The organism is Pseudomonas sp. 2995-1 (assembly GCF_002742505.1).
GTDB lineage: Bacteria > Pseudomonadota > Gammaproteobacteria > Pseudomonadales > Pseudomonadaceae > Aquipseudomonas > Aquipseudomonas sivasensis.
On sequence record NZ_LJSA01000669.1, the window covers coordinates 1 to 229 of the forward strand.

Annotated in this window: 1 pseudogene; it reads left to right on the forward strand. The window is 46.3% G+C overall.

The window, feature by feature from the left end:
- Positions 1–229, forward strand: a pseudogene (locus AOA61_RS30655) (phosphate acyltransferase); the annotation flags it as partial.

Here is a 229-nt window from a genome sequence, read left to right on the forward strand (position 1 = left end):
CAGGTGAAGGATGGGAATGCAGATGCAGCTATATCTGCAGGGAATACTGGTGCTTTAATGACTGCAGGGCTTTTAATTGTAGGAAGGATTAAAGGGATAGAAAGACCAGCTCTATCACCTATGCTACCTACATTAGGGGGAGATGGCTTCTTATTACTGGATGTTGGTGCGAACATGGATGCAAAGGCGTCCCACCTACATCGATACGCACTCATGGGCGATGTATACA